This window comes from Flavobacterium sp. Leaf82 (assembly GCF_001422725.1).
Taxonomy (GTDB): domain Bacteria; phylum Bacteroidota; class Bacteroidia; order Flavobacteriales; family Flavobacteriaceae; genus Flavobacterium.
In genome coordinates this window covers 289,985-316,972 of sequence record NZ_LMMA01000032.1, presented here as the reverse complement: position 1 = coordinate 316,972, position 26,988 = coordinate 289,985, and the positions used below count along the sequence as shown (strand labels likewise).

Below are 26,988 nucleotides of genomic sequence, written 5' to 3'. Positions count from 1 at the left end.
TTATAAATTAGATAAAATCAACAAAAAATTAAATTAAATCTTAAATAATTTAGAATAATTTCTTAAATAAACTTAATTTGTAAGTTTATTTTTACGTATGTTTGGTTTTAAATCAAAAACCAATGAAAAATGTAATTTTTATTCTATTCTTTTATCTTTTTTACTGTACAGTACATTCTCAAGGTACAGAAAACGAGGAAAATCCTTTTGAAGAAGGTCGTATTAATTATTTTAAAAAGACAATTTTAGTTTTTAATGAATATCTTGATACCAAAAAAGGTTCCTTCAATACTACTAATGTTAGATTAATTTTACCAATTGGTAATAAATCATGGAATGTACGCGCAGATATACCCTTGGTTTCTACAAATACTGAAAGCATTTATAAAACAGGTTTAGGCGATCTTTCAGTTGGTGCAACATATATTCCTTATATAGATAAAAAAAGAGGAATCGCTTTTAGAACCCGGATCGTTACGAACTCAGCAATTGATCCCAAACTTGGCAGCGGAAAATGGATTATTGTTCCCACTCTATATTATGGCTCTTATCTTGATAATATACAGACGGTACTTATGGTTTTCATCACTTGAATATCAATCCAGCTTTGCTGGTTCAAACAATAGAAATACAATAAACACCACTTTATACGAAAATTTATTATTACGTTATTTTGGCAAAAACTGGATTGGCGCCGATATTGCTTTTCGATATAATGCGACATTAGACGGATTTCAAAATAATTCATATTTAGAATTTGGACGAAAATTTACTCCTAATAATATGTTTTACATTCATCCAAGTGTTGCATTTGGAGGTCAAAAAGCGTATAATTATGGTATTGAAGTCGGAATTTTAACTTTGTTCTAGTTGCAATCATTTAAAATTGCAAACCGATTATTAAAAAAATACAAAGTTTAAATTTAAATTAAATTCAAAAAAAACAGCGAAAAATTTCATATCATATTTGTAAAATTGCATTATAAATAAGAATTTCATCGCAAAATAGCGTATAAACAAACGATTTATTTTGTATTTAGAAACACCTTTACTATCTTTCGCTCTGTTTAAAATAAAAAACCTTATACATTTAAAATGTTAGAAGAAAAGAATGATAACCTGCAGGAAGCAGACGGAAAACTAGAAATCGAAATTAACGATTCTACACAAGAGAATGCAGTTGAAAAACTGGAGACTGAAACGGTTGCTGAAATTCCAGCTTCAGATACTGAAACTGAAGCAGAAAACACAGCAGAAACGACAGAATCCAACCATCAGACAGCATTAGACGCGATAACAAACTCGAATGCCGAAGAAAGTGAAGATGAAACGCTAAAAGAGCGTCATGACATTCCTATGCAGGATTATGATACTTTCTCTTTGGACGCACTTGTTGATGAGCTTAAAAAACTGATCAATATAGACAAAGTAATGTCTGTAAAAGATCATATCGAAGAAATTAAAAAGTCATTTTTATTACAATACAACCATCTTATAGAGGAGAAAAAAGAAGAATTTAACGCTTCGAAACAAGATCCTAATGAGGAGTTCGAATATCATTCTCCGTTAAAATCAAAATTTGACGAATATTATAATGTTTTTAGAGAAAAAAGAAATGCACATTTCAAGCATTTACAAACGAATCTAAAATCAAATTTAGAAAACAGACTTGCCATAGTTGAAGAACTTAAAGAGCTTATTAATCCTCAGGAAAACATCAAAGACACGCTTAAACATTTTAATGATTTAAGAGAAAGATGGAAAAATGCCGGAGCAATTCCAAAAGACAAATACAATCACGTTTGGAATAATTATCATTTTCACGTTGAAAATTTTTATGATTATTTACACTTAGATCGTGAAGCGAGAGATTTGGATTTTAAATATAATCTGGATCAGAAACAAAAAATAATTGCTCGTGTTGAAGAATTAGTAAATGAAACTGATATTAGTAAATCATTTAGAGAATTACAAGATTTACACAGAATCTGGAAAGAAGATATTGGACCGGTTTCTAAAGAACACCGTGATACAATCTGGAATAAATTTAGCGAACTGACTAAAAAAATCCATGATAAAAGAGAAGTTTTGTTTGAAAGCCAAAGAGCAAACGAGCAAAAAAACCTTGAAGTTAAAAAGGAAATTATTGCCAAAATTGAAGTTTTAGGAACTGAAAAAGTTAACTCTCACTCACAATGGCTGGTACAAATTCAGAAAGTTGAAGCACTTAGAAATGAGTTTTTTGCAGCCGGAAAAGTACCTTCAGAAGTTAATGAAGAAACCTGGGCTACGTTTAAAACTGCCGTTAGAAACTTTAATTCTTTTAAAAATTCATTTTATAAAGACATCAAAAAAGATCAAAACGACAATTTAAATAAAAAAATGGCTCTTGTTGCAAAAGCCAAAGAATTACAGGAAAGCACTGATTTTAGCGCTACTACTCCGGTAATGAAACAAATTCAGGAAGAGTGGAAACAGATTGGTCACGTTCCTAAAAAATATTCAGACAAAATCTGGAAGGAATTTAAAGACGCTTGTAATCATTATTTCGACAAACTAAAAGAACATAAGTCTGAAGAAAACGTTGATGAAGTAGCTGCTTTCGACAATAAAAAAGCATACTTAGATATTTTACGTGCTTACCAACTTACAGGTGATCACAAAACAGATCTTGATGCTATTAAAGCGCATATCGAAATCTGGAAAGGATATGGAAAAGTACCTTTTTCAAGACGTCATATCGAAGGAAAATTCAATAAAATCCTGGATGCTCTTTTTGAAAAATTAAGTTTGAGTAAAAAAGAAACCGAAATGATGCGTTTTTCTAACCGTATCGATTCTTTGTCTGACAGTAACGACACTCGTAAACTAGATAACGAAAAGATTTTCTTAATGCGTAAAATTGAAGAAGTTCAAAATGAAATTTTCCAATTAGAAAACAACATTCAGTTCTTTACGAATACTAAAAATGCTAAAAAAGAGAATTCTATAGTTCTTGAGGTGCGTAAAAACATCGCGATCCACAAAGAAAGCCTGGAACTTTGGAAAGATAAATTGAAACAATTACGTAACCTGGGTCAGGAATAATGTTTTAAGTTTCTACAATAAATAAAAAGGTGTAATGATATATATTCGTTACACCTTTTTTATATTAAAACGTTTTTTTTACCGCAAAGAACGCAAAGGTTTACGCAAAGTTCGCAAAGCAATGTCTATAATAATGATTCGCTACTAATTTGTTTTTTCTCATTTTTGTCATCCTGAGCGAAGTCGAAGGACCACAAGTAGCTCGACAAAGTTTGAAATCTATTTAAGAAGTTTTTATGAATATAAACCATATTTAATATTACTGATTTTCTTTTCATAAAAACATTCCAGGGCTTCGACTTCGCTCAGCCAGACATACCATATAATAATATAATGCGACAAAGCTTTGCGAACTTTGTGTTTTCTAACTGCAATGCAAAATAAAACCTTAGCGTTCTTTGCGGTAAAATTCACACTAACATTTATCTCATTTCAACCTGAAACCTGAAACCTGAAACCTGAAACTTGAAACATAAAATATAAAAAATAAACCCCTAAACTTAACACTTCCAATTCAACTTCGTAAAACTATTCTGTAAAATATTTATTATATTTGATAACCACATCATCTTTTGATGATCAATTAAAATGAACAAATTCAATTATTAATCTTAATAACAACGAAAAATGAAATTTACAAGAAAAGCAAATGCCAACTGGAAAGGAACCGGCATGGAAGGAACCGGAAAAATCAGCACACAAAGTACTACATTAGATAACGCACAATTATCATTTAAAACAAGGTTTGCAGACGGAGTTGGAACTAATCCTGAAGAATTGATTGCTGCAGCACATTCTGGCTGTTTTACAATGCAATTAAGCTTTTTACTTAACGAAGGTGGTTTTACTGCAGATGATTTAAATACAGAAGCTACAGTAACTTTTGAAGACGGAACAATAACTTTAATACATTTAGATTTAAAAGGAACAGTTCCTAATATTTCAGCTGAAGAATTTGAAAAAACAGCTGCAAAAGCAAAAGAGATCTGCCCGATTTCTAAACTTCTAAATACTACGATTACACTTTCTGTCACTTTATTATAAGCTAATTCAGAATAGTAAATCAAGAGCATAAAAAAAACCATTCACCGCGGTGAATGGTTTTTTATTTTATAAAATCCTGTCTAGAATTACATTGTAGCTTTCAAAGCTTTTGCTTCAGCAGTCATTTCTAATGCTTTATAAACACCTAATAATGTTTTAGAAACATCTTCATTTTTAGGATCTAGTTCATTTGCTTTTTTAAGGTAAGGAATAACTCCTTTAAAAACATTTTCTCTTTGTGCTTTCAACACATCATAACGTTTCATATCCTTTGCAGAAGTACCTAACTTATTCATCTCATCAATAATTGGCTTTTCAGCTTCTAATTTTAAAGCTGCAAGGTTAAGATAAGCATTTGCATAGTTTGGATTAATTTCGATAGCTTTCAAATAATATTTCTCAGCATCAGCATTATTTTTTGAATTTGCACTGATAACTCCTAAGTTAAATACTAAATCAGCATTGTTTGGTTCTTTTTGTAAAGCCTCACCAACTAATTTTTTGTAAGTTTCAAAATCTTTAGATTCTAAATACAAGTTAGCTTCTGTAAGTATCAAAGAAGTATCTTCAGGATTTGCTTTTCTTGCATCAGCGATTGCTTTTTTAGCATCTTCACTACGTCCTTTTTGAACTAAAATTAAAGCTAAGTTTTTATAAATCTCACCTCTTTTAGAAGGAATAGCTTCAGTTTTAGGTTTTTCGTGAGTTCCTAATTTTACTGCTAAATCTCTGTCTTTTGCATTATTAAAACCATCTTCGTTACCTGAAATTTTATTTACGGCAGTATAACTAGTTCCTTTTCCTGAATAGTTTAATTTTTTTAGTTCTTCGTACATTGGCAATGCAAGATCAAAATCCTGAGCATTTACCGCTGTTGAAGCTGCGTAATACAAATTGATTGTATCGTTTTTATCTAATAAATAAGCATCATACAATTTTTTTGCTCCTTCAGCATGTTTAGTTGCCTGAGAATCTGCAATAGCTGAGTTAATCAATTTTCCTTTAATGTCAGTAATTGATGTTGCAGCCTGAGTAGAATATTTCACTTTTCCAGATGCTTTTTCAACGTCAATTAGCTTTTTATAGCTTTCAGCTGCAAGAGACAAGTTTTTACTTTCTTCTACTTTTTTATTTGCTAATTCTAAATAAGCATTACCTTTTACAAAGTAGTATTGTGCCTGTTCAACATCTTTGGCATTTACAACCAGGTTTTCAGCATCTTTCAGAATGGCAATCGCTCCTTGTGCGTCTCCTCCTTTTAATGCTTTTTCAGCACTTTTTATCTGATCTTTTTGAGCAAAAGTAGCTACTGAAATCAATAATGCTGACGCAAGTATTACATATTTACTTTTCATAGTATTCAATTTGTGGTTTTTAATTTTAATTTTCGTAATTGTTATTTTTATTCTTCAGACTCTTCTTCTTCAGATTCGTCTTCGTCTTCTACAACTTCATCAGTTTCTTCATCGTCGTCATCTTCTACAGTACCGTCATCTTCAAGAACTTCTAAATCCGGTTTAACTCTTTCAATAACTGATTCTATAACATTACCATCTTCATCAACAACAACTTCTGCAACGTCATCTTTCATAACTTTTGTTACGGCAGCAATAGAATCTTTACCTTTTAAGTTAATCAATCGAACACCTTGTGTTGCACGACCCATAACACGTAAATCTTCAATAGCCATTCTGATTGTTAATCCTGATTTGTTGATAATCATTAAATCATCAGCATCTGTTACAGCGTTAATCGAAATTAATTTTCCTGTTTTTTCTGTTATATTAAGTGTCTTAACACCTTTACCTCCACGGTTTGTAATTCTGTAAACATCTTCACCATCGTCATCCACTAATTTGGTACGTTTACCGTATCCGTTTTCAGTTACAACTAAAATTTGTGAGTCGTTAACATTTTCTTTATCAACCGTAACCATACCAATTACTTCATCAGTATCGTCTTTTAAAGTAATTCCACGAACTCCGGAAGCTGTTCTTCCCATTGGTCGTGTTTTGGTTTCCTCAAAACGAACTAATTTACCGGATTTAACAGCTAAAATAATTTGGCTTTCTCCGTTAGTTAATTTTGCTTCAAGTAACTCATCACCTTCTTTAATTGTAATTGCAGCAACACCATTTACCCTTGGTTTAGAATATTTCTCTAAAGAAGTTTTCTTAACCTGACCTTGTTTCGTTACCATTACAAGATTGTGACTATTGATATAATCTTTGTCTTTTAAGTCTTGTGTACAAATGAAAGCTTTTACTTTATCATCACTTTCAATATTTACTAAATTCTGGATTGCTCTTCCTTTTGCAGTTTTGCTTCCTTCAGGAATTTCGTAAACACGCATCCAGAAACATTTTCCTTTTTGCGTAAAGAACATCATATATTGGTGATTGGTTGCAACGAACATATGCTCAAGGAAATCCTGATCTCTTGTTCCTGCGCTTTTTTGTCCAACTCCACCTCTATTTTGAGTTTTATATTCCGTTAAGTTTGTACGTTTGATATAACCTGCGTGAGAAATTGTTATTACAACATTTTCATCAGCAATTAAATCTTCGATACTCACATCTCCACCAGAATATTCTATTTGAGAACGACGCTCATCTCCGTATTTCTCACGGATTTCTTCAAGTTCTTCTTTAATTAAATTCGTTCTTAAATCTACATCTGCCAATAATGCTTTCAAATGTTCGATTAATTTCATTAATTCGTCATACTCAGCTCTTAACTTGTCTTGTTCCAGACCTGTTAATTGACGCAAACGCATCTCAACAATTGCACGTGCCTGAATATCTGACAAATTGAATCTTTCGATTAATTTTTCACGCGCTTCTTCTGTATTTTTAGAACCTCTGATGATCGCAATTACTTCATCAATATTATCAGATGCAATAATCAATCCTTCTAAGATATGCGCTCTTTCTTCTGCTTTACGCAATTCAAAACGAGTTCTGCGCACTACTACATCATGACGGTGCTCAATAAAATAGTGAATCATATCTTTTAGATTCAACATTTGTGGGCGACCTTTTACAAGTGCAATATTGTTTACACTAAAAGAAGATTGTAATGATGTAAATTTATACAAGGTATTCAATACTACGTTTGGCGTAGCATCACGTTTCAGGATATAAACGATACGCATACCGTTTCTATCAGACTCGTCACGAATATTGGCAATCCCTTCAATTTTTTTATCGTTTACTAAATCAGCCGTACGTTTGATCATTTCGGCTTTGTTAACCTGATAAGGAATCTCGGTAACGATAATACATTCTCTTCCGTCAACTTCTTCAAAACCAACTTTAGCACGCATAACAATACGCCCTCTACCGGTTTTAAAAGCTTCACGAACTCCTTCATATCCATATATTACACCACCGGTTGGAAAATCCGGAGCTTTAATATGTGTCATTAATTCGTCAACTTCAATATCGTTATTATCAAGGTACGCTAATGTACCATTGATAACTTCAGTTAAATTGTGTGGAGGCATATTTGTTGCCATACCAACTGCAATACCAGTTGCTCCGTTTACTAATAAAGTAGGAACTCTTGTAGGCATTACTTTTGGCTCATATAATGTATCGTCAAAGTTCAATTGAAAATCAACTGTTTCTTTTTCGATATCTGCCATAATATCTTCCGATATCTTACGCATTCTGGCCTCAGTATAACGCATCGCTGCAGGACTGTCACCATCAACAGAACCAAAGTTACCCTGACCATCCACTAATAAATAACGCATACTCCATTCCTGAGCCATACGAACCATTGCATCATAAACAGAAGTATCTCCGTGTGGGTGATACTTACCCAGAACCTCTCCTACGATTCTTGCAGATTTTTTGTGGGCAGATCTTGAAGTTACACCTAAATCATACATTCCGTAAAGAACTCTTCGATGCACTGGTTTCAAGCCATCTCTAACATCAGGAAGCGCTCTCGATACAATTACTGACATCGAATAATCGATGTAAGCTGATTTCATTTCATCTTCAATGTTAATAGGAATTAACTTTTCTCCTTCAGACATAAGTTGTTATGTTTAAATAATTATATTAGTTTCAAAGCGTGCCAAGATACGTTTTTTTGGAATTTTTTCAGCTATTTACTTACACTTATTTCAATGATTTATTAACAACTTTATTTTAGGTTTTGGTTAATAAATTAAGCGTTTTTTAACGCTTTTATTGTTATTTTTTTTGTCTCTTAGCTGTCAGGAGTTCCTTAAGGGTATGGTTTTTGTTTTTCAAACACTAATTCACTAAATTTACAATACCAATTATATATTATGGATGATAATTTTTCACCAAGAGTAAAAGATGTTATTACCTACAGTAAAGAGGAAGCCTTACGTTTGGGCCACGACTTTATTGGTACTGAACATCTAATGCTGGGCATTTTAAGGGATGGAAACGGAAAAGCTATTCATATACTTAATAACCTAGCAGTCGATTTAGATCATTTACGCAGGAAGGTAGAAATACTGAGTCCGGCCAATCAGAGCGTTGAAGTAAATGCCGAAAAGAAAAATCTTCATCTTACGCGTCAGGCGGAAAGAGCACTGAAGACAACCTTTCTCGAAGCAAAAGTATTTCAGAGCTCGTCTATCAGCACGGCGCACTTGCTATTATGTATCTTACGAAACGAAAACGATCCAACAACCAAGCTGTTGAATAAACTAAAAATAGATTATGACATAGCTAAAGAACAATATTTAAATATGACTCCAAACGAAGAAGAATTCTTAGAAAACTTGCCAAGAAACGAATCGTATAATGATGATTCAGGACAAGATGACAGTCTTAAAGAAAGTAGTTTTAATAATCCAGCCAATAAGTCAAACAAAAAATCCAAAACTCCGGTTTTAGATAATTTTGGGAGAGATTTAACAGAAATGGCCGAAGAAGGAAAACTAGATCCGGTTGTAGGACGCGAAAAAGAAATTGAACGTGTTTCTCAGATCCTAAGCCGTAGAAAAAAGAACAACCCACTTTTAATTGGAGAGCCCGGAGTTGGTAAATCTGCTATTGCAGAAGGACTGGCACTACGCATCATCCAGAAGAAAGTATCTCGTATTCTTTTTAATAAACGTGTGGTTACACTTGATCTTGCCAGTTTAGTTGCAGGAACAAAATACCGCGGTCAGTTTGAAGAAAGAATGAAAGCCGTAATGAACGAACTTGAAAAAAATGATGATATCATTCTTTTTATAGATGAAATTCATACCATTGTAGGTGCTGGCGGAGCAACTGGTTCATTAGATGCTTCGAACATGTTTAAACCTGCTTTGGCAAGAGGAGAAATTCAATGTATTGGTGCTACAACTCTTGATGAGTACAGACAATATATTGAGAAAGACGGTGCTCTTGAAAGACGTTTCCAGAAAGTAATTGTTGAACCAACATCTGTTGAGGAAACTATTGCGATCCTGAACAATATTAAAGACAAATACGAAGATCACCACAATGTTACCTATACTCAGGAAGCTATTGAGGCTTGTGTTAAATTAACAAACAGATATATGTCTGAGCGTTTTTTACCGGACAAAGCTATTGATGCTCTTGACGAAGCCGGGTCTCGCGTACACATTACTAATATTGATGTTCCTAAACAAATCCTTGATTTAGAACGTCAGTTAGAAGAAGTTCGCGAAATGAAAAACATGGTAGTCAAAAAACAAAAATACGAAGAGGCTGCCAAACTTCGCGATGATGAAAAACGCATCGAAAAAGATCTTGCTGTTGCACAAGAACAATGGGAAGAGGATTCTAAAAACAACAGAATCGAAGTTACAGAAGATAATGTAGCCGATGTTGTTTCTATGATGACTGGAATTCCTGTAAACAGAATTGCACAAACAGAAAGTAATAAACTGGCTAAATTACCTGAATTGATTCAGAATAAAGTAATTGGTCAAAACGAAGCAGTTTTAAAAATTGCACGTTCTATTCAGCGTAACAGAGCTGGACTTAAAGATCCTAATAAACCAATTGGTTCGTTTATTTTCTTAGGTCAGACCGGAGTTGGTAAAACCCAATTAGCTAAAGTTTTAGCAAAAGAATTATTCGATTCTGAAGATGCGTTAGTTCGTATTGACATGAGTGAATACATGGAAAAATTTGCTATCTCTCGTTTAGTTGGAGCGCCTCCGGGATATGTAGGTTACGAAGAAGGGGGTCAATTGACTGAAAAAGTTCGTAGAAAACCATATTGTGTTGTACTTTTAGATGAGATCGAAAAAGCGCATCCGGATGTATTCAATATGATGCTTCAGGTTTTAGATGACGGATATTTAACGGATAGTTTAGGTCGCAAAATCGACTTTAAAAACACGATCATTATCATGACATCGAATGTTGGAGCACGTCAGTTAAAAGATTTCGGACAAGGTGTAGGATTTGGTACTGCTGCAAAAGTAGCTCAGGCCGATGAAAACTCTAAAAGCATTATCGAAAATGCCTTGAAAAAAACTTTTGCACCTGAATTCCTAAACAGAATTGATGACGTAATCGTATTCAACGCATTAGAAAAAGGCGATATTGATTTGATTATCGAAATCGAACTTGCAAAACTATATTCTCGTATTGCAGAGTTAGGATACAAACTGAATCTTACTGACAAAGCCAAAGCATTTATTGCAGAAAAAGGTTTTGACAGACAGTTTGGAGCACGACCTCTAAAAAGAGCAATCCAGAAATATGTTGAAGATTTGTTGGCAGAAGAAATCATAACTTCTAAAATACATTCAGGTGATGAAATCTTAATGGATTTAAAAGATGATTCTCAGGAACTTTCAGTAGAAATACATAAAGCCGAGGAACCTACAAATTTGTAAATAATTTAAATTTTATAACAAATATAATTTACCCGTTACGTTTTCATAACATAACGGGTATTTTTTTTATAAAAATTAGTATCTTTAGTAAAAGCAAATAGCTATTTTTGGCTATTAAATTCTATAAAAACAAATAATAACGTATGCTTCAAAACAAAGTCATTTTAGGTAGCGAAGAATGGTGCTCATTTCCAGAACTAGGAATCCCAACAATCAAAGCTCGTGTGGATTCCGGTGCTAAAACTTCGGCAATGCACGCTATAAACATAGCTCCTTTTATAAAAAATGATGCCAATTGGGTGAAATTTGATATTAATCCAATTCAGAATAATATTAAAACCATCATTCATTGCGAAGCTCCGTTGGTTGACAAAAGAATAGTAAAAAGTTCAAGCGGTTTTAGAGAACATCGTTATGTTATTCAAACCAGCATAAAACTTGGCGATATCAAATGGCCAATAGAAATGACTCTGACTAACAGGGATTCAATGGGTTTTCGCATGCTTTTAGGACGTGAAGCCATGAGCGGACGCGTACTGGTTGATCCTGAAGAAAAATACATGTTAGGACAGCCAACTCCTGAAACCTTAAAAGAATTATATCAAAATTCAGAGAAAGCAACTTCTGGTTTACGAATTGGGCTTTTGGCCAGTAATCCTGAATTATACAGCAATAAAAGAATCATGGAAGCGGGTGAAATGCGCGGACATGAAATGCATTTTTTGAATATCAAGGAATGCTATATGAAACTAGACGCTAAAACTCCGGAAATTCATTATCGTGGCGGAAAAATATTAAATCAATTTGATGCAATAATTCCAAGAATCCGTCCAAGTATTACTTTCTACGGTTGCGCTCTGACACGTCAGTTTGAAGCCTTGAAAGTTTTTGTTTTAAACTCCGCTACTGCGATTACGCAATCACGTGATAAATTATACTCTTTACAATTGCTTTTAAATAGCGGAATTGACATTCCTACTACTGGTTTTGCAAATTCTCCTCTTGATACTGACAATTTGATTAAAATGGTTGGAGGCTCGCCTTTAATTGTAAAATTATTAGAAGGAACGCAGGGAAAAGGTGTTGTTTTGGCCGAAACCAAAAAAGCTGCAGAAAGTGTTATCAATGCTTTTAAAAGTTTAAATGCTAATATTCTGGTTCAGGAATTTATTAAGGAAGCAAACGGAAAAGACATTCGCTGTTTTGTAATCGACGGAAAAGTGGTTGCTGCTATTCAGCGTGAAGCAATGCCGGGAGAATTTAGAGCAAATATACATCTTGGAGGAACTGCATCAGTTATAAAAGTAACTGCCGAAGAAAAACGAATTGCCATAAAAGCTGCAAAAGCAATGGATTTAAAAGTAGCCGGAGTTGATATTATCCGTTCTTCAAAAGGACCTTTATTACTTGAAGTAAATTCTTCTCCAGGTCTTGAAGGAATCGAAGGCGCAACAAACAAAGATATTGCAGGCGAAATGATTAAAGCAATTGAAAAGAATTTTAAACTGATATAAGTAAGTTCATTTGAACTTAATCACACCTAATTAATTTAGTAGCTTTGTCAAAGTTTAAACTTCGGCAAAGCTTTTTTATTTAATTTAAATCCTAAAAAATGATATTACTACCCTATTTAGATATTATTTTAAGAAGCGTTGCTGTCTATTTTTTTATGACAATAGCATTGCGAATCTTTGGCAAAAAAGAACTTTCACAATTAAATACGGCAGATATTATCCTGATTTTATTAATTAGTAATTCTGTTCAAAATGCTATGGTTGGTCCTGATACCAGTCTTTCAGGAGGATTAGTTGCCGCTTTGGTTTTGTTTGTGGTCAATTATATCATTAAAAAATTAACGCATAAATATAAATTTCTAAATAGTTTACTATTAGACAAACCCGAAATCCTGATTCACGACGGGAAATTAGATTTCAATGCATTAAGCAAATTAGACATTTCGCACGAAGAATTAAAAGAAGCAATGCGCGAACACGGAATTGAATTTTTTGGAGATGTAAAACTTGCGATGCTGGAAATTGACGGCACAATAAGCATCATCTCAGAAGATAAAAAGAGCCTGAAACAAACGCACTACAAACGAAAACACAATCGTAAAAATCTGCAAAAATAGCCGTTAAAACCCGCTAAACACCTAAATATCAACAAATTTATTTTTATAAATTAAAAAAAACTTAGCTATATACTTTGTTATACTATGTATTTTGTTATATATTAGCCAAATGAACGAAACATTTGTGACAAACTGGAAATCGCAGGTAAAGAAAGGCACATTGACTTTCATTATTCTTAACGTGCTCAAAAATCATGAGTATTATGGTTATGAACTTATCGAACAAATAAGAAAACATACCGAAATAGAAATTGCAGAAGGAACTCTTTATCCTTTAATGAATCGATTAAAAACAGAGGAATTAGTAGATTCTAAATGGGTAGAACAGGAAACCGGTATTCCAAGAAAATATTATTCTCTTACAGAAGCCGGAACCGAAACTTTAATCCAGATGAATATTTACTGGGAGAATCTCGAAAAATCAATCAAAAAAATCATTCAATGAGAATAGAAGACATCAAATTCGAAGAGAAAGCTTCGCAACGAATTTACAACGACTACATGAAGCGCATTAGAAAAGCTACAGCTTCATTATCAAAAATAAATCAGGATGATATTTATATGGAATTTAACAGCCATATTTATGAATCGATTCAACATAAAAATGGCGCAAACGAAGTTGATTCCCTTTTAGACATTATAGAAAAACTAGGTTCTCCGGAAGAAGTTCTAAAACCACTTGTAGCTGATAAAAAACTGGAACAGGCAACAAAAACATTTAATCCTGTTCACGTTTTCAAAGCATTGGTATTAAATTTTACAAACGGCATTTCGTACATCTTTTTCTTTGTTTTATATCTTTTTCTATTTGGCTTCGTTTTTCTGATTTTCGCAAAAATTTTTAATCCGTCCCTTGTTGGTCTTTACATGAAAAAAGACTCCTTTTCTGTTTTTGTATTAGGAATGATAAATCCCGAAGATCAGATTAAAAGTCAGACTCATGAAGTTCTGGGCAACTGGTTTATTCCGGTAATGTTATTATCAATCGTATTTTTCTATTTCATTATAACCCTATTACTAAAATTCAAAAAATCAATCAATCAAAAAACACTATTATGAAAAAAATCATTACTTGTTTATGTGCTCTTATTGTTACGAGCGCTTTCTCACAAACTTTCAATGCCAAAAGACTGGACAGTTTATTTGCTTTACTGGAGAAGAATAATAAATTCATGGGAAGCATTGCCATTGCTGAAAACGGAAAAACAATATATACCAAATCAATTGGGTTTGATGATATTGCAAGTTCGAAAAAATCCAGTATAAATTCAAAATACCGAATTGGTTCTATCTCAAAAACTTTTACTGCATCTCTTATTTTTAAAGCTGTCGAAGAGAAAAAAATAGATTTAAACCAAACTATCGACAACTATTTTCCGACTATAAAAAATGCAAAAACCATTACGATTTCTAATTTATTAAACCACCGAAGCGGTATTTATGATTTTACCAATAACCCAGATTATCTAAAATGGAATACTCAACCTCAATCCAGAGCTAAAATGACAGAACGTATAGCTGCCGGAGATGTCGTTTTTGAACCCAATACAAAAGGAAAATACAGTAATTCGAACTATATTTTATTATCCTATATTCTGGAAGACATTTACAAGAAATCGTATGGCGAAATCCTAAATTTAAAAATTATCAAACCTTTAAAATTAAAAAATACTTATTTAGGAGGAAAAATAAATTTAGAAAACAACGAAGCTTATTCTTATACTTTGTCAGGAAAATGGGAAAAAGAAACTGAGACCGATATGTCGATTCCGCTTGGAGCCGGAGCAATTGTATCTAATCCAACAGATTTAAACCTATTCATCGAAGGTCTTTTTGCCGGAAAAATTGTTTCTATTGAACATTTAAATGAGATGAAAACTATAAAAGACAAATACGGAATGGTAATTATGGAGCTTCCGTACTTCGAAAGAAAAGGTTACGGTCATAATGGGGCAATTGATGGATTTAGATCTGTTGTAGATTATTATCCGGAAGAAAAACTGGCATTAGCCATAACTTCAAACGGAGCAATGGGTTACGACAACAACAATATCTTATTATGCGCTTTGAGTTCGTATTTTAACAAACCTTATACAATGCCGGTTTTTACGAGTATTACTGTCACTACAGAAACACTTGATCCTTATTTGGGGAGTTATGGCAGTACGCAAATTCCGTTAAAAATAGATATTTCCAAAAAAGACAACATATTAGTCGCGCAAGCAACAGGACAACCTTCTTTTCCTCTTGAGGCAACTGCCACCAACATTTTTAAATTTGATGCTGCAGGAATTATTTTAGAATTTAATCCTGATAAAAAAGAAATGATCCTAAAACAGGGCGGAAAAGAATTTACATTTAATAAACAATAAACAGAAAATTTTAAATGATAAAAAAAAGCTGGTTTCTAAATATAGGACCAGCTTTTTTATTTCTAAAAACCAAAACATTCTTGCTTTAAGAATCTGTTTTAATTTTCTTTATTGTTTTATTATTTAAACCAAATGACTTTAGTCTATGATTAAGATTCACTAAAATATAATCTTGCTCTACAGGGAATTTTTCAGCGATGGCTTTGTAATACTTTAAAAGCTTTTTATCTTTTATTCCTTCTAATGCCTGTAAAGTAATATGAATAACCCTATTTGAACCATCATTAAGACCCGCAATAAAAGCATCAATATAATCACTTTTGTTTTGCAACTCGCCTAACGAATAATAAGCACTAACTCTTATGCTTTCACTTTGATTAGTCGTAAACGGAACAATAATAGAACCGTAGTCAAAATTCATTTCTTTTAATAAATAAGTACAAAAATCAAAAGTTTCTTCGTCATTAATATTGTCCCCTTTTGATTTTATAATATCCAGAAACCTAAAACTTTTATCTTTTGCATACCAAAACACAAATTGAAAAACAGCCAACAAATTCACCTCTGAAAAATCAACTAAATAAGGATACGCTCGTTCAAAATCAAACTTAGTAAGTAGTTGAAGCAGCTTTTTTTGAATTTCGCCAGAACTTAATTTGTATTCTTTTTCTAAGACATCAATAGTTTCTGAATCGGGATTTTGCTTTTTCAAAATACCAGACAAGCATTCCATTTTAGTTTCATAATCATCCGTAGAAAAATACACTTCAAGAATATAACTTGTAATACCACCTAATGTATATTTAAATAAATCAGGTTGCTTTGCCATTTCATTTTCAGGTATAATTTCGTCAAGCCATCTTTCGTACCAATGCAAAAAATCTGACTCGAAAGCAAAATACGGTTTTTGCCTGTCACTATCTACATTAACAACTCTTCCTTTAAATTCGCCATTTAAAACCAGTGCATGATAATAACTACATCCCTGACTTCCGATAGGCAATAATCCCGAAAATATTTTACCTAATTCGAGTTCATAATCTTCGTCAGCCAGATCGTCATTTTCTTCTATATTTTTGTTTAGAATATGCCAAAATTCATCCGACATCTTTGGATATATCTTAGAATCTTCTTTTAAATATTGCTTTGCATTTTCATATAGAAATTCATTTACATTTTCTCCAAAAGGATAAATTCCGTAACCTGGTCCAGCGGCAGAATTCTCATACGAAATTCCTCCATTACCAATACGAAGTAAAAATGCTTTATAATCCTCCGGAAGCACTAAATTAAAGTCCTTTTCAAAACTTAGAACATCATCGTTACTAATCGTTTTTCCTAAAATATATTTATGACTTGCTGCACCAAATACTTTTAAATCTTTATCAGTATTTTTCGCGATCAGCAGCTTACTTTTAATTCTATCTATCTGGTTCAATTTATCCATTTACAATCTTTTTGTCTTCCTCTATTATGGATCAATTCTAAATGCTGTAGGGAAGTAAAAAAAATATACGCCGTAATTATTTTTTACCGCAGAGAACGCAATCCCGATAGCTATCGGGATTCGCAGAGTTCACTAAGATTTAAGTTGTGTTTACACAATTTAAGCACACAAAGCTTTGCGAACTTTGTGTTTTTTACTAAACTTCGTATATTTAAAAACTTTGCGTTCTCCGTGGTATTTTTTTTTCTCTTTCCACAGGTTTTAGAATTGATGGTATATTATGGAGTAAATATAAACACATTATAATTTCAAAACAACCTATGATATCAAACAAAAAAGCCAGTTTCAATAAAGAAACCAGCTTTTTTTATCTGTTTTAAAATATGATTTTGAGATCTCACATTTACAAAAAACTTTTTATTATCCTATGAATATACTTAAAATATAGTATACCAAACCTGCTAATATAGCTGAGATAGGAATCGTTAAGATCCAAGCCCAAATTAAGCTTACGGTAACTCCCCAACGAACAGCAGAAACACGTTTTGTTAATCCAACACCAATGATAGAACCTGTAATTGTGTGTGTTGTACTTACCGGAATTTTTAAATGCTCAGTAAAATAAAGCGTTAAAGCTCCAGCAGTTTCAGCAGCAACACCTTCAAACGAAGTTACTTTTGTGATTTTAGAACCCATTGTTTTCACAATTTTCCAACCTCCACTTAAAGTTCCTGCAGCAATTGCAGAATAACACGCTAACGGAATCCATCCCGGCATTACTCCTTTTATTCCTAAATCATCATTTGGCAATACAACATCTAACCAGGAATCCATATGTACACCCGGATTTGTATTGATATAAACTGCTACAGCAGCAGCAATAATACCCATTACTTTTTGAGAATCGTTTCCTCCGTGTCCTAAACTAAAAGCAGCAGAAGAAAGTAATTGCATTTTTTTCAACGCAGCATCTGCCTGATGTAGATTTAAACTACTAAATATCAAACAAAATGCACTTACCGTTAAGATAATAAAAGCAACTAAAAACCATTTGATGTTATGCGGATCAAAAGCTACACTCCAAAAATGAGAATCAAAACGAGGTTTACCATGCTTAAGAATCTCTTCATAAGGTACCATTAAAGTACTCACAAACCAAACGGTAGCAATCATTAAAACTACTGTAAATATTTTAGGACCAATAACTTTGCGAGAAGCATTTAGTAACCAGATCGAAATTAAATACGATGCTAAAGCCCCTAATAAAGGTGCTAAAACAATAAAGGCAATGATAATAAGAACCCCAGAAGGCATTCCGCCATCTTTTCCGGCTTTGTACCAACTTACGATTTGATACCAGTAATGTGTAGTTCCGTCTGCATCTACATAACCTGAAAAACCATGTACGGCGATCGCATGAGCAACTGCTGCTCCCGCAAAACCACCAATCAAAGTATGTGATGAACTTGAAGGAATCCCTAACCACCAAGTCAATAAATTCCAACAAATTGCTGCAATAACACCAGCAAGAATAACAACCAGGTTAATCTCCATTGTGTGCGCTGTTTTTGCAACAGTATCTGCAACACCAAATCCGAAAACCCAATATGCCAAAAAGTTAAAAAATGCTGCCCAAAGAACTGCCTGAAAAGGCGTTAGAACCTTAGTGGCAACAACTGTTGCAATAGCATTTGCCGCATCATGAAAACCGTTGATGTAATCAAAAATTAAGGCTAATACTATAATAATTATAAGTAGCGTCATAAATTATAACTTCAGAATGAAATAAATTGAATTTAAGAATGTTTTACAGAAATAGATTCCAGTATGTTTGCAACACTCTTACATTTATCTGTTGCTGATTCTAAAACAGACAATACTTCTTTATATTTAATAATATTTTTAGCATCTGTTTCGTTTTCAAAAATTTCAAAAACTGCTTTGTTATAAACGTTATCTGACTTGTTTTCCAGTTTATTAATTCTGGCACAAGCATCTTTTATGACTTTGAAATTCTTTAAATTTCTCAATTCTTTTACTGCACTATCAATGTTTTGACAAGCTTCAAGATTGATTTCTGTCATTTTTCTGATTGATTTTGTAATCTTATCAACCTGATACAATCTCATTCTGCTTGCTGCTCCGTGCAAATAATCTGCAACGTTGTCAATAGAAGTAATCAATGTGTGAATATCTTCTCTGTCAAACGGAGTAATAAAGTTTCTACTTAATTCCAGATTGGTTTGACGTGTAATGTCTTCTCCTCTTTGCTCTAACTCATCAATTTTTTGAAAAAGAACTTCTCTTTCTTTTAATGGAAGATTTACAGCTTCGTGTAAATTAGAAGCTAATTCAATTAAATTGCTTGAAGCTTCTTCAAAAAGTGGAAAGAATTTCTTGTCTTTCGGCACTAAAAATTGGAAAATACTGTTTATTGACATTTTTATATTTTTGATAGTGCAAAATTACTTCATTAATATTTTGCAATGTTAAGCCATTGTTAACAAATCGTTTTCAATTTGGAAACTGTCAAGGAATTCAACGGTTTTCTCAATATCATAATGTAAGATTCTATCCTCTTTTACAAGCGGAACAACCTCTCTGTAACTGCTCAAAAACATCTCGATAAAATCGCTTGATTTCAGTGGTTCTCTATACGCAATTGCTTGAGAAGCATTCATCAATTCGATCGCTAAAATACGCTCTAAATTATCTAAAACACGTAACGCTTTTGTAGCTCCGTTTGCTCCCATACTTACGTGATCTTCCTGCCCATTGCTCGACACAATACTGTCTACGCTTGACGGAGTTGCCAATTGCTTGTTTTGACTTGCAATACTTGCAGCCGTATATTGCGGAATCATAAATCCTGAATTTAATCCCGGATTGTCTACTAAAAATGCCGGAAGGTTACGCAATCCAGAAATCAACTGATACGTTCTTCTTTCAGAAATACTTCCTAGTTCAGCCAACGCAATCGCCATAAAATCTAAGGCTAAAGCCAAAGGTTGTCCGTGAAAATTTCCTCCGGAGATAATCTGATCTGCGTCTATGAATATATTTGGATTATCGGTTACCGAATTAATCTCGGTTTTAAATACTTTTCGAACATAATCTATCGCATCTTTTGAAGCGCCATGAACTTGTGGCATACAACGGAAAGAATACGGATCTTGTACATGTTTTTTCTCTTGGGCAATAATTTCGCTTCCTTCAAGGAACTCATTAATACGTTGTGCCGTAATAATTTGTCCTTTATGCGGACGTATATAATGAATCAATTCGTTAAAAGGTTCGCTTCTTCCGTCAAATCCTTCAAGCGAAATTGTCCCAATTAAATCAGCCAGATACGAATATTTATACGCTTTTATTAAAATATGAGCTCCGTAGGCACTCATAAATTGAGTTCCGTTTAGTAATGCCAAACCTTCTTTTGATTGTAAAACAATTGGTTCCCAGCCAAAATGTTTCAATACTTCGCCCGAAGCTACTTTTTTACCTTCAAACAAAACTTCACCTTCTCCTAATAATGGCAACGATAAATGTGCCAATGGCGCCAAATCTCCAGAAGCTCCAAGTGATCCTTGTGTATATATTATAGGTAATACATCATTGTTATAAAAATCAACCAAACGGTTTACGGTTTGCAACTGAATTCCTGAATGTCCGTAACTTAAAGATTGAATTTTAAGCAACAACATCAATTTTACAATTTCAGCAGGAACTTCTTCTCCGGTTCCGCATGCATGCGACTTTACCAGATTTTCCTGAAGTTGCGATAAATTTTCATTCGATATTTTCACATTACAAAGCGATCCAAATCCTGTATTGATACCATAAATAGGTTCAGAATGTGAAGCCATTTTTTTATCTAAATAATCACGGCATTTCTGAACATTTACTTTAGCTTCTTCTGATAATTCAAGTGTTTTTTGATTTACTATAATTTCTTGTAAAGCTTCTAAATTTAAGGTTTCGGTACTTATGTAATGGATTTCTCTCATGATGTTTGTATTTTAAGACGTCAAAATTCAACAAATCAATATTAAAAAGCAACATTTGTTCATAATAATTAAAATTTAGCCATTTTGACTTCCTCCCTATTACTTATTTCATAATCTATATCAGACAAAAATTAAGTCTTTATCTATATGAATTGATTTTAATTATAATCTTAAAATTTCAAAATTTTTCTCCTACTTAACATATAGGACAAAATCTGTTATTTTTAATCGCTTTTGCAGAGGATTCGGCTTTTATTCATTGTTGAAAGTCTGTAAAAAACTCCGAAATATATGAATAAGTCATATTTGTAGTTTTAATTTTAACAAATACTCAATATTATTTTTCCTATATTTGAAATATTAAAATATTCGCAAAAAGGTCTTTAGGTTTTTTAACTTTTATAAAAAACTGTACTTTTGAAAAATCAAAATGAAAAGTAACAGCGCAAAATATCACTCTACAATGACAGCTCAAACAAGAGTTGCAATTGCTGCTACAACAATTTCTACTACAACAACTACTACCCCTTAGGGGTATACATTTTACATATAATCCTGGTTATCTATACTTTTTTCTTAAAAGAAGAGAGGCAATGGATACATAAAAAACATTTACAAAGAAAAAAAAGCCGCAGTTTTCAGTTTCAGTTCACAGTTGATAACCTTTGAACCTTTGTTACTCAAAATCTTTGCACCTTATTAAAAAACAAAAAAATGAAAGTATTAAAATTTGGCGGAACTTCGGTTGCCAATGCTCAAAATATAAAACTCGTTCTCGAAATTATAAACCAAAAATCTAAACAAGATAAATTAGTTGTTGTCGTTTCAGCATTAAGTAAAGTCACTGATTTATTGCAATTAGCAGCAGCAAAAGCGGCAGCAAACGACGAAAGTTTTAGGGATATCGTTGCCGAAATTGAGAAAAAACACCTTGATACCTTAAAAGATTTAATTCCGGTAAGCGAACAAAGCAGTTTATTAAGTCACGTAAAAAGAATTATCAATCACTTAGAAACTTTATTGGATGGCTGCTTTTTATTAGGCGAATTATCTCCAAGAACTGCTGATACAATCTTAAGTTTTGGAGAATTACTTTCCTCTTATATCATAGCGCAGGCTTATAAACAGGTTGATAATAATATTTCTTATAAAGACAGCCGCGAGTTAATCAAAACCAATAACAATTTTGGAAAAGCGGTTGTAAACTTTGAAGTTTCGAATAAGTTGATTCAGGAATACTTTGCAGAGAATCAATCAAAAATTAATATTTTACCAGGATTTATAGCCTTAACTCTTGACGGAATTACCACTACTTTAGGTCGTGGAGGTTCTGATTATACTGCAGCAATAATTGCGGGAGCGCTGGATGCAGAACAATTAGAAATCTGGACTGACGTAAACGGAATGTTTACTGCAAACCCAAAAATCGTAAAACAAGCGCAGCCTATTGCAACAATTTCATATCAGGAAGCGATGGAATTATCGCATTTTGGAGCAAAAGTCTTGTATCCGCCAACGATTCAGCCTGTTTTAAGAAAAAATATTCCAATTTTAATCAAAAATACTTTCGAACCGGAAGCTGAGGGAACTTTAATTTCCAGTCAGGTTTCATCTACAGATACTGTCGTAAAAGGAATCAGCCATATCGATAATATTTCGTTAGTAACGCTTGAAGGTCCCGGAATGATTGGAGTTGCTGGTTCATCAAGACGTTTGTTTGAAGTATTGTCTCAGGAAAAAATCAATGTTATTTTTATCACTCAGGCTTCTTCTGAACATTCGATTTGTATCGGAATTCTAAATTCAGACGCTGAAAATGCCGAAGCTGCAATAAATAAAGCTTTTGAAGTAGAGATTTTACAAAACAAAATTGATCCTGCTATTGTCGAAAAAGACCTTTGCATTATTGCTTTGGTTGGTGAAAACATGAAAAATCACCAAGGTTTAAGCGGAAGAATGTTTAGTACTTTGGGTAAAAACAACGTAAACATTCGTGCTATTGCGCAAGGTGCATCTGAACGTAATATTTCGACTGTAATCAACGAAAGAGACGTTAAAAAAGCGTTGAATACGTTGCACGAAAACTTCTTTGAAGAAAACACAAAACAGCTGAATCTATTTGTAATGGGAGTTGGAAATGTAGGTGAAAAATTCATCGAACAAATTCATAATCAAAGAAAGTTCTTAAAAGAAAATCTAAAAATAAATGTTCGCGTAATTGCTTTATCAAACTCCAGAAAAATGCTTTTTGATGAAGACGGAATTTCACTAAAAGACTGGCAATTGGCTTTAGATAAAGGCGAACACGCGATTCCAACAGAATTTATCGCACGCGCCAAAGAACTGAATTTACGTAACAGTATTTTTGTTGATATTACAGCAAATGCAAGCGTTTCTGAAATGTATGAGAAGTTCTTAAAAGAAAGTATTGCCGTTGTAACTTGTAATAAAATTGCCTGTTCATCTGCTTACGATAATTATAAAAAACTAAAAAGTTTATCTCGTCAATACAACGCACCGTTTTTATTTGAAACCAATGTTGGTGCGGGATTACCAATTATAGATACCGTAAAAAACTTAATTGCTTCGGGCGATAAAGTGCATAAAATTCAGGCGGTTTTATCTGGAAGTCTGAACTTTATTTTCAACAATTTTGATAAGAATAATTCTTTTCATGATGTAGTAAAAGAAGCTGGAGTTCAGGGATTTACAGAACCAGATCCAAAAATTGACTTAAGCGGAATCGACGTTGCGCGTAAAATCTTAATCTTAATTCGCGAAAGCGGTTACGAAATGGATATTGATGCCATCGCAAACGAATCGTTTTTACCGGCAGATTGTTTAGAAACCACTAATAATGAAGACTTTTTTGCTTCACTAATCAAACACGCCGCTCATTTTGAAGGTATTTATGAAGAAGCTTTAGCCAAAGATTCAAGATTGAAATACGTTGCTCAATTCGAAAACGGAAAAGCAAGCGTTGGTCTTCAATTCATTGCAAAAGATCATCCTTTCTATAACTTAGAAGGAAAAGACAATATCGTACTTTTCTACACAGATCGTTACGTAGATCAGCCGTTATTGATCAAAGGCGCCGGAGCCGGAGCAGCCGTAACCGCTTCAGGAATTTTTGCGGATGTTATTAGAATTGGAAATAATTAAAAAAAGGTACTAAGGTTCTAAGTTGCTAAGATTCTGAGGTTTTTTCCTTAAATCTTCCACTTAGAACCTAAGATTCTTAGAAGCATAAAAATAAAAAGTTGCAAAAGAAAACTCAGAAACTTAGAACCTTAGCAACTTAGAACCTTAATAAAATGACACAAATAAAACTATTTTGCCCGGCAACTATCGCGAATCTCTCCTGCGGATTTGACGTACTTGGACTTTGCTTAGACAATGCGGGTGATGAAATGATTGTTCGAAAAACAGATCAAAAAGGAGTTCGTATTACTAAAATTGTTGGTGCCGATTTACCTTTAGAAACCGAGAAAAACGTTTCGGGTGTTGCGGCTTTAGCGATGTTAGAAGCTTATCAAAGAGATTTTAATCCGATAACTTTTGGGTTTGAAATCGAAATCTATAAAAATATCAAAGCCGGAAGCGGAATTGGAAGCAGCGCTGCAAGTTCTGCTGGAGCAGTTTTTGGGATTAATGAATTATTAGGACAACCTTATTCTCGTAAAGATTTGGTGCAATTTGCGATGCAGGGCGAAAAATTAGCCAGCGGAAACGCTCATGCAGACAACGTTGCTCCTGCCCTTTTGGGTGGTTTTACTTTGGTAAGAAGTTATGCTCCGCTTGACATTATCAGAATTGATAGTCCGGAAGAATTGTTTGCAACGGTGGTTCATCCTCAAATTGAGTTAAAAACATCTGATGCGCGTTCGGTTTTAAAACAAACCGTTTCCCTAAAAAGCGCGATCATGCAATGGGGAAATGTGGGCGGATTAATCGCAGGTTTATACACCAAAGATTATGATTTGATTGGAAGATCGCTTCATGACGAAATCGTAGAACCTTTAAGAAGCGTTTTGATTCCGGGTTTTGATTTAATCAAACAAACGGCTCTCGAAAATGGCGCTTTAGGTTCTGGAATTTCAGGTTCTGGCCCGTCGATTTTTGCTTTAAGCAAAGGAAAAGAAACCGCAGACAAAATCGCAAAAGCCATGAGCGATGTTTACGAAAATATGAATTTACCATATGAAATTCACGTTTCGAAAATTAATCCGGATGGTGTACGCATTTTGTAAAATGTGAAATGTGAAATGTATTAAATAAGAAGACAAAGTTTGTCAGACTGAGCGATCCCGATCCCGAAGCTTCGGGCCGGGAGAAGTCCCGCAAAGTAAAGACGCAAACAAAAAACATAACGTTTGTCATTCCGAGGAACGAGGAATCGCACTAGTTTGTCGACAAAGTATAGACACAAAGCGTAAACATACAGTTTGTTATTTCGAGGAACGAGGAATCGCACTAGTTTGTCGACAAAGTATAGACAAAAAGCGTAAACACACAGTTTGTCATTTCGAGGAACGAGAAATCTTCACGAGAAGCTCGACAAAGATTATCGATTTAGTTTACGGAGTTACTTGCGAAGATTTCTCCTTACGTCGAAATGACAAAAACAAACCGAATAACAATTATTGAAATTTTAAATAATTAAAAGCAATAGTCAAAACTTACAGCGTAAAGCTTATTGCTTAAAGCCACAAAAAAAATGAAATACTACAGTTTAAACCATAATGCACCAGAAGTTTCGTTTAAAGAAGCTGTGATACAAGGATTAGCGAGTGATAAAGGATTGTATTTTCCTCAAACTATTACGCCATTAAATCCTGCATTTTTTAACGTAATCGAAAATCTAAGCCATAACGATATTGCATTTGATGTGATTCAGCAATTTGTGGGGGATGAAATTCCGGAAGATAATTTAAGAGAAATCATTGCTGATACTCTGGTTTTTGATTTTCCGGTTGTGGAAGTCGAAAACGGAATTTACTCGCTTGAATTGTTTCACGGACCTACAATGGCTTTTAAAGATGTTGGCGCGCGATTTATGTCACGTTGTCTGGCGTATTTTAATAAAGACAAAAAAGACAGTAAAAATACGGTTTTAGTAGCGACTTCGGGCGATACGGGCGGAGCTGTTGCAAGCGGATTTCTTGGCGTTGACGGCGTTGATGTTGTGATTTTATATCCGTCAGGAAAAGTGAGCGATATTCAGGAAAAACAATTGACAACTTTAGGAAAAAATATTAAAGCTCTGGAAGTTGACGGTGTTTTTGATGATTGCCAGGATATGGTGAAAAAAGCGTTTCTGGACGAGACTTTAGCGCATAAAAACCTTACTTCGGCAAATTCTATTAATATTGCGCGTTGGTTGCCGCAAATGTTCTATTTCTTCTTTGCTTACAAAGCTTTGAAAAGCCAAAACAAACCTTTAGTTTTTTCTTGCCCAAGTGGAAACTTTGGAAATATCTGTGCCGGAATTATGGCAAAGAAACTAGGTTTACCAATCGAACATTTTGTCGCGTCTACAAACGTAAACGATACTGTACCAAGATTCTTAGAAAGCGGAAAATATGATCCAAAACCTTCTAAAGCAACAATCTCTAACGCTATGGACGTTGGAAACCCAAGTAACTTTATCAGAATTCAGGAATTATACAACAACGATTTAAAAGCTTTCGAAAAAGATTTCTCTTCTTATAGTTATACTGATGAAGAAACTCTTGAAGCTCTAAAACAAATATACAATACAAACGGTTATATCGCAGAACCACACGGCGCAGTTGGATATTTAGGTTTGAAAAAAGAATTACAAAAACATGAGAATGCGATTGGTGTTTTCTTAGAAACGGCACATCCTATTAAATTCCTTGATGTTGTTGAACCTGCATTGGGTATTACACTTCCTATTCCGGAACAAATTGAAAGTGTTATTAATGAGGAAAAAGTTAGTGTTAAGATTTCTAGTTATGAGGAATTGAAGGCCTTTTTGGGGTAGTATTCTTTATATTAGAAAAAATAAAAGCCAAGAATAAAACTTAATA

General features: G+C 33.5%; 19 protein-coding genes. 13 read left to right on the top strand and 6 right to left on the bottom strand.

Going from position 1 to position 26,988, the window contains the following annotated elements; genetic code table 11:
* The first annotated feature begins 122 nt into the window (after window positions 1-122).
* The 4 genes from ASF10_RS15855 to ASF10_RS15840 all read left to right on the top strand — a co-directional run bounded on the left by ASF10_RS15855 (window position 123) and on the right by ASF10_RS15840 (window position 4,131).
* The gene (locus tag ASF10_RS15855; protein WP_131726547.1) at window positions 123-593 is read left to right on the top strand and encodes a hypothetical protein; all 471 of its coding nucleotides are present in this window, start codon (window positions 123-125) and stop codon (window positions 591-593) included.
* Complete coding sequence (locus ASF10_RS15850; RefSeq protein ID WP_056250934.1) at window positions 553-870, top strand: hypothetical protein; 318 nt, start codon at window positions 553-555, stop codon at window positions 868-870. The genes ASF10_RS15855 and ASF10_RS15850 overlap by 41 nt, the downstream gene beginning before the upstream one ends.
* 225 nt (window positions 871-1,095) lie before the next feature.
* Window positions 1,096-3,087, top strand: coding sequence for a DUF349 domain-containing protein (locus ASF10_RS15845; RefSeq protein WP_056250932.1), 1,992 nt, complete (start codon window positions 1,096-1,098; stop codon window positions 3,085-3,087).
* 627 nt (window positions 3,088-3,714) lie between these two features.
* Window positions 3,715-4,131: an OsmC family protein gene (locus ASF10_RS15840; RefSeq protein WP_056250930.1), complete on the top strand. Its 417-nt coding sequence runs from the start codon at window positions 3,715-3,717 to the stop codon at window positions 4,129-4,131.
* Between the two features lie 86 nt (window positions 4,132-4,217).
* On the opposite strand, the gene ASF10_RS15835 is transcribed toward ASF10_RS15840, so the two are convergent.
* Both ASF10_RS15835 and gyrA read right to left on the bottom strand, forming a co-directional pair.
* Window positions 4,218-5,486: a tetratricopeptide repeat protein gene (locus ASF10_RS15835; RefSeq protein WP_056250927.1), complete on the bottom strand. Its 1,269-nt coding sequence runs from the start codon at window positions 5,484-5,486 to the stop codon at window positions 4,218-4,220.
* Window positions 5,487-5,533: 47 nt separating this feature from the next.
* The gene (gene gyrA / locus ASF10_RS15830; RefSeq protein ID WP_056250924.1) at window positions 5,534-8,176 is read right to left on the bottom strand and encodes a DNA gyrase subunit A; all 2,643 of its coding nucleotides are present in this window, start codon (window positions 8,174-8,176) and stop codon (window positions 5,534-5,536) included.
* A 258-nt stretch (window positions 8,177-8,434) separates the two neighbouring features.
* On the opposite strand from gyrA, the gene ASF10_RS15825 reads away from it, so the two are divergent.
* From ASF10_RS15825 to ASF10_RS15800, 6 genes are all read left to right on the top strand, one after another.
* Window positions 8,435-10,981 (top strand): ATP-dependent Clp protease ATP-binding subunit, encoded by a 2,547-nt coding sequence (locus tag ASF10_RS15825; protein WP_055098076.1) that lies wholly within the window; start codon window positions 8,435-8,437, stop codon window positions 10,979-10,981.
* A 143-nt stretch (window positions 10,982-11,124) separates the two neighbouring features.
* Entirely contained in the window at window positions 11,125-12,495 is a 1,371-nt protein-coding gene (rimK, locus tag ASF10_RS15820; RefSeq protein WP_056250921.1) for a 30S ribosomal protein S6--L-glutamate ligase, read from the top strand.
* 98 nt (window positions 12,496-12,593) lie between these two features.
* Entirely contained in the window at window positions 12,594-13,112 is a 519-nt protein-coding gene (locus ASF10_RS15815; RefSeq protein ID WP_056250918.1) for a DUF421 domain-containing protein, read from the top strand.
* A gap of 109 nt (window positions 13,113-13,221) precedes the next feature.
* Window positions 13,222-13,557, top strand: a complete 336-nt coding sequence (locus ASF10_RS15810) for a PadR family transcriptional regulator (protein WP_056250915.1) — start codon at window positions 13,222-13,224, stop codon at window positions 13,555-13,557.
* Window positions 13,554-14,171, top strand: coding sequence for an HAAS signaling domain-containing protein (locus ASF10_RS15805; RefSeq protein ID WP_056250913.1), 618 nt, complete (start codon window positions 13,554-13,556; stop codon window positions 14,169-14,171). Before ASF10_RS15810 ends, ASF10_RS15805 begins: the two co-directional genes overlap by 4 nt.
* A complete protein-coding gene (locus ASF10_RS15800; RefSeq protein WP_198529600.1) occupies window positions 14,168-15,484 on the top strand; it encodes a serine hydrolase domain-containing protein in 1,317 nt (438 codons plus the stop codon). The genes ASF10_RS15805 and ASF10_RS15800 overlap by 4 nt, the downstream gene beginning before the upstream one ends.
* An 85-nt stretch (window positions 15,485-15,569) precedes the next feature.
* Here ASF10_RS15800 and ASF10_RS15795 read toward each other — a convergent pair whose 3' ends face one another.
* The 4 genes from ASF10_RS15795 to hutH form a co-directional block, all read right to left on the bottom strand.
* Window positions 15,570-16,931, bottom strand: coding sequence for an SMI1/KNR4 family protein (locus ASF10_RS15795; RefSeq protein ID WP_056250906.1), 1,362 nt, complete (start codon window positions 16,929-16,931; stop codon window positions 15,570-15,572).
* A gap of 420 nt (window positions 16,932-17,351) precedes the next feature.
* Entirely contained in the window at window positions 17,352-18,695 is a 1,344-nt protein-coding gene (locus tag ASF10_RS15790; RefSeq protein ID WP_056250903.1) for an inorganic phosphate transporter, read from the bottom strand.
* 32 nt (window positions 18,696-18,727) lie between these two features.
* Window positions 18,728-19,372, bottom strand: coding sequence for a DUF47 domain-containing protein (locus ASF10_RS15785; protein ID WP_056250900.1), 645 nt, complete (start codon window positions 19,370-19,372; stop codon window positions 18,728-18,730).
* 48 nt (window positions 19,373-19,420) lie between these two features.
* Window positions 19,421-20,935: a histidine ammonia-lyase gene (gene hutH, locus ASF10_RS15780; protein WP_056250895.1), complete on the bottom strand. Its 1,515-nt coding sequence runs from the start codon at window positions 20,933-20,935 to the stop codon at window positions 19,421-19,423.
* Window positions 20,936-21,649: 714 nt separating this feature from the next.
* On the opposite strand from hutH, the gene thrA reads away from it, so the two are divergent.
* From thrA to thrC, 3 genes are all read left to right on the top strand, one after another.
* Entirely contained in the window at window positions 21,650-24,097 is a 2,448-nt protein-coding gene (thrA, locus tag ASF10_RS15775; RefSeq protein WP_056250893.1) for a bifunctional aspartate kinase/homoserine dehydrogenase I, read from the top strand.
* A gap of 152 nt (window positions 24,098-24,249) precedes the next feature.
* Window positions 24,250-25,185 carry a homoserine kinase gene (locus ASF10_RS15770; protein WP_056250890.1) on the top strand — a complete coding sequence of 312 codons (936 nt, stop codon included), beginning with the start codon at window positions 24,250-24,252 and terminating at the stop codon, window positions 25,183-25,185.
* A gap of 467 nt (window positions 25,186-25,652) precedes the next feature.
* Window positions 25,653-26,942, top strand: a complete 1,290-nt coding sequence (gene thrC / locus ASF10_RS15765; protein WP_056250887.1) for a threonine synthase — start codon at window positions 25,653-25,655, stop codon at window positions 26,940-26,942.
* Window positions 26,943-26,988 lie beyond the last annotated feature (46 nt).